6 protein-coding genes, 1 other RNA gene and 2 pseudogenes are annotated in these 5,622 nt (G+C 56.1%); 6 read left to right on the top strand and 3 right to left on the bottom strand.

Annotation, left to right across the window (positions count from 1 at the left end):
- From JAB8_RS10995 to JAB8_RS10975, 5 genes and pseudogenes are all read left to right on the top strand, one after another.
- Positions 1-350, top strand: a pseudogene (locus JAB8_RS10995) (terminase); the annotation flags it as partial.
- A 14-nt stretch (positions 351-364) separates the two neighbouring features.
- Positions 365-1,408, top strand: a complete 1,044-nt coding sequence (locus JAB8_RS10990) for a phage portal protein (RefSeq protein WP_254679496.1) — start codon at positions 365-367, stop codon at positions 1,406-1,408.
- Positions 1,405-1,620 (top strand): hypothetical protein, encoded by a 216-nt coding sequence (locus JAB8_RS10985; RefSeq protein WP_070289527.1) that lies wholly within the window; start codon positions 1,405-1,407, stop codon positions 1,618-1,620. The genes JAB8_RS10990 and JAB8_RS10985 overlap by 4 nt, the downstream gene beginning before the upstream one ends.
- Positions 1,621-2,136: 516 nt before the next feature.
- Positions 2,137-2,463, top strand: a complete 327-nt coding sequence (locus tag JAB8_RS10980) for a hypothetical protein (RefSeq protein WP_070289526.1) — start codon at positions 2,137-2,139, stop codon at positions 2,461-2,463.
- Between the two features lie 10 nt (positions 2,464-2,473).
- Complete coding sequence (locus tag JAB8_RS10975; protein ID WP_070289525.1) at positions 2,474-3,112, top strand: SOS response-associated peptidase family protein; 639 nt, start codon at positions 2,474-2,476, stop codon at positions 3,110-3,112.
- Positions 3,113-3,611: 499 nt separating this feature from the next.
- On the opposite strand, the gene JAB8_RS29030 is transcribed toward JAB8_RS10975, so the two are convergent.
- The gene (locus JAB8_RS29030) at positions 3,612-3,890 is read right to left on the bottom strand and encodes a hypothetical protein (protein ID WP_139143009.1); all 279 of its coding nucleotides are present in this window, start codon (positions 3,888-3,890) and stop codon (positions 3,612-3,614) included.
- Between the two features lie 294 nt (positions 3,891-4,184).
- Between JAB8_RS29030 and JAB8_RS10970 the strand changes: the two genes are divergently transcribed.
- Positions 4,185-4,562 carry a response regulator gene (locus tag JAB8_RS10970; protein WP_070289524.1) on the top strand — a complete coding sequence of 126 codons (378 nt, stop codon included), beginning with the start codon at positions 4,185-4,187 and terminating at the stop codon, positions 4,560-4,562.
- Between the two features lie 286 nt (positions 4,563-4,848).
- Here JAB8_RS10970 and ssrA read toward each other — a convergent pair.
- Together ssrA and JAB8_RS10960 are read right to left on the bottom strand one after the other, a co-directional pair.
- Positions 4,849-5,209, bottom strand: a transfer-messenger RNA (tmRNA) gene (gene ssrA, locus JAB8_RS10965).
- A gap of 91 nt (positions 5,210-5,300) precedes the next feature.
- A pseudogene (locus JAB8_RS10960) lies at positions 5,301-5,549 on the bottom strand (HAD hydrolase-like protein); the annotation flags it as partial.
- Positions 5,550-5,622: the final 73 nt, after the last annotated feature.

The following is a 5,622-nucleotide window of genomic DNA, read 5'->3' as shown; positions in this document are numbered from 1 at the left end:
ATACCACGGGCATGGGCATCGGCGTGCTGCCCATCGTGCGCGGCTTCTTCCCGGCCGTCACGCCCCTGAATTACTCGCCTGAAGTCAAAACGCGCATGGTTTTGAAGGCGAAAAACATCATCAGCAAAGGGCGGCTGGAATTTGACGCCGGTTGGATCGACATCGCGCAGTCCTTCATGGCCATCCACAAGACCCTCACCCCCAGCGGGCGGCACGTGACCTATATCGCCGGCCGCAGCGATGAAACCGGCCACGCAGACCTGGCGTGGGCCTGCATGCACGCCCTCGATCACGAGCCATTCGAAGGCACCACCGACAACCACCAATCTTTCATGGAGATTTATTCTTGAGCAAAGCACGACACTTGCGCGCGCGCGGCCGCCAGGCCGAGAGCGCACCACCAGCTACCACGGCGCCGGCCGCCGCCGGCATCGAGGCGTTTTCCTTCGGCGACCCGACGCCCGTGCTCGAGCACGCCGACATTCTGGATTGCTTCGAATGCTGGAAGAACGGCCACTGGTATGAGCCGCCCGTCAACCTGGCCGGCCTGGCCAAGTCCTTCAATGCCGGCGTGCACCACAGCAGCGCGATCCACTTCAAGGCCAATGTGCTGGCGTCCACCCTGATCCCCAGCAAATACCTGTCGCGCGACGCCTTCAAACGCATGGCCTTGGACTTCCTGACTTTCGGCAATGCCTACCTGGAAGACCGCCCCAGCCGCAGCGGCAAGGCGCTGGCGTACCAGCATGCGCTGGCCAAGTACATGCGGCGCGGCGTCGATCTGGACACGTATTTCTTCGTCAATGGCTACCAGGCCGTGCACCAGTTCGACAAGGGCCGCGTGTTTCACCTGATGGAACCGGACGTGAACCAGGAGCTGTACGGCGTGCCGCAGTACCTGAGCGCGCTGCAATCGGCCTGGCTCAACGAGGCGGCCACCCTGTTTCGCCGCAAGTACTACAAGAACGGCTCGCACGCCGGTTTCGTGTTCTACATGACGGACGCCGCCGCCAACACGCAGGACGTGGACAACCTGCGCCAAGCCATGCGCGACAGCAAGGGGCCGGGCAATTTCCGCAACCTGTTCATGTACGCGCCGGCCGGCAAGAAGGATGGTATCCAGATCCTGCCCGTATCGGACGTGGCCGCCAAGGACGAGTTCTTCAACATCAAGAGCGTCACGCGTGACGACCAGCTGGCCGCGCACCGCGTGCCGCCGCAGCTGATGGGCATCCTGCCGAACAATGCCGGCGGTTTCGGCGCCGTGGAACCGGCCGCGCGCGTCTTCGCCCGTAATGAGCTAGTGCCGCTGCAGGCGCAGTTCATGGCCATCAACGAATGGGCGGGCGTGGAAGTGGTGAAGTTCGCGCCGTATGACCTGGGCCTGGGCAAGGAGACAGCGCAATGAGCGATCACATCGACAACACCGACAAGATCATCTTCGCCGAGGTCGCGCGCGGCCTGGCCGCTGTACGGCGGCGCACCGCCCTGGTGGCGCATGGCTGCTGCCACTACTGCGACGAGGCGCTGGCGCCCGCGCTGCTATTCTGCAATGCCGACTGCCGCGACGATTACGACAAGGAACAGGCGGCGATGATCCGTGCCGGCCGCCCAGGATGACCGCTACGCCGCGATAGCCGGCAGGGCAGGGCCGAGATAGCCCAGCCGTGCCGGAGCGCCCCAGCCACCGCACAGGCCGCCCACGAGGCGGCTTTTTCACGTCCCAACGATTGGTGTTGCCATGGAGGCAAGAAAAAGCCCCATTTCGGCCTGGCGCGCGCAGTTGTCCCCCCTCCACACCTGCCCGCTATATAGGGCTCTTTTGACTCAAATTTGCGCCATGGCCGAAGGCGCATGAGGACTGGCGCGGCGGGGCGAAGAGGGGGCGCGCGTTTTGACGCATTTTGACGCACTTTGAGCGGTTTTTCGTGCGGGTGGTGTGGCGACGTAGGAGGGGTGTTGTTTTCGCGCTGCGCCGCCCCCTGGCGCGGTTCTGGCCCATGTATTGGCGTCTGTATTCTGCGCATCATTCATCCTCACGCCCTCGCGTCATTGCTGTGTATTGCGACCTCAAGAACTCTTGGTATACTGTATGTATGTACAGTATTTTACTTGGGTGTCACAATGATTGTTAAAATGTTAAAGATGCGCCTTGATGGGGTGGAGGTGCCCAAGCGACGGTTGAATGATCGCTACCACTCGGCCCGGCCTGGCACATTGGAAGTCGTTGAAACGACAGACCAGGGCTTGCACCGTTTGGTAAAGCTGGCCCGCTTCACTTACGGAGATAGCGGCAAATACGTTGACACACTTTTCGATGTGAATTTGCTCTGGTATCGGGACGGGCGCATGGTGTTGTCAGGGTTTGAGCGCAGCAAGAAAGATATGCAATTTTGCGACTATGCGCAGTCCTGGCTGTGTTTTGTCGGGACGGAGCCGCCGCCGATGCCAGAAGGCAGGTAGAATAATTTGCATGTGCGCCGACTATACCCCCAGCCGTAGCGATCAAATCGAACAGCATTTTGCTGTCCGCTCCCCTCAATTTGACTTGCCGCCGGAAGCCTGGCCAGGATACATGGCGCCGATCATTCGCGCATCGCACGACGTGTCCGGTGAACTGGAAGTCGCGCCGGCATGCTTCGGAATGGTTCCGCATTGGGCCGATATGAAGCTGGCGCGCCAGACCTACAACGCCCGCACCGAAACCGTGGCGCAGAAGCCATCTTTCCGCAATGCCTGGAAGCGCAAACAGTTCTGCATTATCCCTGCCGATAACTTCTTTGAACCCTGCTACGAAACAGGGAAGCCGATCCGCTGGCGCATTGAGCGCGCCGATGGCATGCCGGCCGCCATCGCCGGGATATGGGAATTCCGGCCGCAAGATTTGGTGCTGTCGTTCTCGATGCTGACGATAAACGCCGATGGCCACCCGCTCATGCAGCGTTTCCACAAGCCGGATGATGAAAAACGGATGGTGATGATCCTCGACCCTGACCAGTATCACGGCTGGCTCGATGGCTCCCTTGTGACCGAAGAGGATTTGTTTCAGCAGTATCCAGCAGAGCGCATGGTGGCTGTAGCTGATCCGCTTCCGCTGCGCGTGAAAAAATGAACACGGGCTGGGCGCTTGCGAGCGAGGTGCCGGTGTGACAATCGGACAAAAGCTTAATAGCTTTGTGCATCAATACAGTGCAAATTTCACGACGCCAGTTCTATAAAAGCAGAGGCCGCGTCCAAATGTCATGCTTGATTACGGCTCTGGACTAAGGTTCTGGCTGTGGAGTGTGCAACATTCGATCCGGCCTCAAAATCAACAAAGCCGCCAGGTTCACAGGTCGACCAGGCTATGTTATTTCTCCTTTCGGCGCGCCTTAAAACCACCCTAACCGCCACGGACATGTCAATCTTATGGCGACGCATGTAGAGGATGGCATGTAAAGATCCTAATCGTTCTTCCATATCGATGGCTGAATTGACGATCGACTCGGATAGAGCGTCAATTCTGCGTTCGTTCGCGGGATTTGATGGCAAAAAAACTATATTCATTTTTTCGTCTTTCGCTTTATATCCGGAAGTACTCATAGCACTAGAAACTGACGTTAGAGAGTCGTTTAAGGCTCCTTCGGACAGGAAGTAGATTTGCCATCTTGTGGCACAAATTCAACCACTGCGCCTGTTTCGATGAGCTGCCAGATTAGCGCCGAGGCTTCGATCCGTGCTGCATGCTGCGTCTTAAAAACGCTTGGTGTTGGAATTTCAATAATTGGGGAGTATTCGATTCCTGCATGAGCGGTAAGGAGGACAACGCCTTGATACATACCGTTCACCATCTTGTAGCTGGCTATCTGGTACTTATAGTCACCATGTTGCATTTTTTGGTCATTTCCCATTGACGACTCCGCTATGAAGTATGTTAAGTAGTCAATTTCGGATTTATATTTTAGAGTATTTTTAGAAATTGAAAAGCACATTACAGTCAGCAATTGATATGAATTTTGATCCAGTGGAAACCAATGACATTATTTCATTTTATGCATGTTTTCTGAAAAATATGTATAATTCCCATCAAGCAATCTCATCTTCAGTCCTCACCCCCGACTGTTCAAAATTTCAGCCGCCTTGAACTTGCCGGCTCAATATGTGTCCTTACATTTGGATGCATCAGAACGAACGGCAGGTGCTGTATGGCAAACCAACTCTCCCCCTTGCGAATCATGATTGTTGATGATAATCGTGATGCCGCCGATCTTATCGCGGAATTTCTTGTGATTTGTGGTCATGAAGCTGTGCCCGTATATGGAGGCGCCGAGGCTCTGCGGACGGCAGACCGCTTTGCCCCTGATGTGGTCTTTCTTGATCTTGGGATGCCTGATGTAAATGGCTTCCAGGTCGCATCAACCCTCCGGCAGACGCTTCGTTTCCAGCAGGTAAAAATGATTGCCCTTACTGCCTGGAGTGATGAAACCACGAAGACGCAGACTAAAGCCGTAGGTTTCGACCATCACTTGGTCAAGCCAGCCGACCTGGATGACATCCTTGGCCTGCTGAGTGTCGGCGCCTGAGTGTTGCAATCGGATGGCTCAGTAACGTCGAATTGACTCTTTGCTCACTAAGTCAGCGAATGAACTTACTTCGCCGCCCCGCTGACATTGGATAGCGAAGGCGAACGTTGTTTCTTATGTGCGTGGTGAGGCATTGTTAACGTGCCGATGCCAGATCAGGGTACGAGGCGTGTATACAGAAAAAAAGGCTGTCATTTTGTTGTCATTCCCAGGCTAAAACAGCCCAAAAACAACCCAAATAATGACAGCCTTCTTCTTGCTAACTACTTGATTCTAAAGAATTCAGTGGTGGAGACGGCGGGAATCGAACCCGCGTCCGCAAGCACTCCACAGACAGTTCTACATACTTAGCACTATCATTTAATTTAACTCAGCCAGCACGGATGTGCACGTTATGGGCAAGCGAGTTACCTATTATTTAGTCGGACGCTAAGTAACCCAGCATACGACGAGTCCCTGTAAATGACTCTAGAGCTTTTGACGGCCCACCCCAGGGACGAGGTGTTCTAGAGCTAACAGCGATTAAGCTGCCAGTGCGTACGAGTTATCGTTTGCAGTTAAGTTTTTTCAGGTTGTATTTACGAGGTAGCCCGCCCTCGGTATGCCCTGCGCTGCTTTGCAACCCACGTCGAAACCAGGTCGTCCCCACAGAGCCTTCATTGTAGCGCAATCTTCACACTCTTGCATGATGCATTCGCAGTAATGGATAGAAGGCCGGGCAGATGCAGTATCAAGCCATCAAGCCGCCAGCTGCCGCTCCTGCGCCGCCTTCACCACAGTACTCACCAGCTCGAGCAACGCTTGCGGCGTATCGAGCAAATGGTCGGCGTTCCAGTGCTGCGGTTCGACGGGGCCGCAGTAGCCCCAGGCGCAGGCGACCGTGCGCATGCCGGCGGCGCGGCCGGCCTGGATGTCGCGCAGGTCGTCGCCCACGTACCAGCAGTCTTCCGGCGCCAGGTCCAGGCGGCGGGCCGCTTCCAGCAGGGGGGGCAGAAAGCCGCCAGCGACCCGGCCGTCAGTGCTTGTCCTGATGGAACAATGCGATTGTCATGAAAAACCA

The organism is Janthinobacterium sp. HH106 (assembly GCF_001758725.1).
Taxonomy (GTDB): domain Bacteria; phylum Pseudomonadota; class Gammaproteobacteria; order Burkholderiales; family Burkholderiaceae_D; genus Janthinobacterium.
This window is presented reverse-complemented; position numbering and strand designations above follow the sequence as displayed.

Bases quoted from the DNA above. Each gene is read 5' to 3' on its own strand.
- JAB8_RS10980 (WP_070289526.1), top strand. From the start codon at position 2,137: ATGTTAAAGATGCGCCTTGATGGGGTGGAGGTGCCCAAGCGACGGTTG.
- JAB8_RS29030 (WP_139143009.1), bottom strand. From the start codon at position 3,890: ATGGGAAATGACCAAAAAATGCAACATGGTGACTATAAGTACCAGATA.
- JAB8_RS10985 (WP_070289527.1), top strand. From the start codon at position 1,405: ATGAGCGATCACATCGACAACACCGACAAGATCATCTTCGCCGAGGTC.
- JAB8_RS10975 (WP_070289525.1), top strand. From the start codon at position 2,474: ATGTGCGCCGACTATACCCCCAGCCGTAGCGATCAAATCGAACAGCAT.
- JAB8_RS10970 (WP_070289524.1), top strand. From the start codon at position 4,185: ATGGCAAACCAACTCTCCCCCTTGCGAATCATGATTGTTGATGATAAT.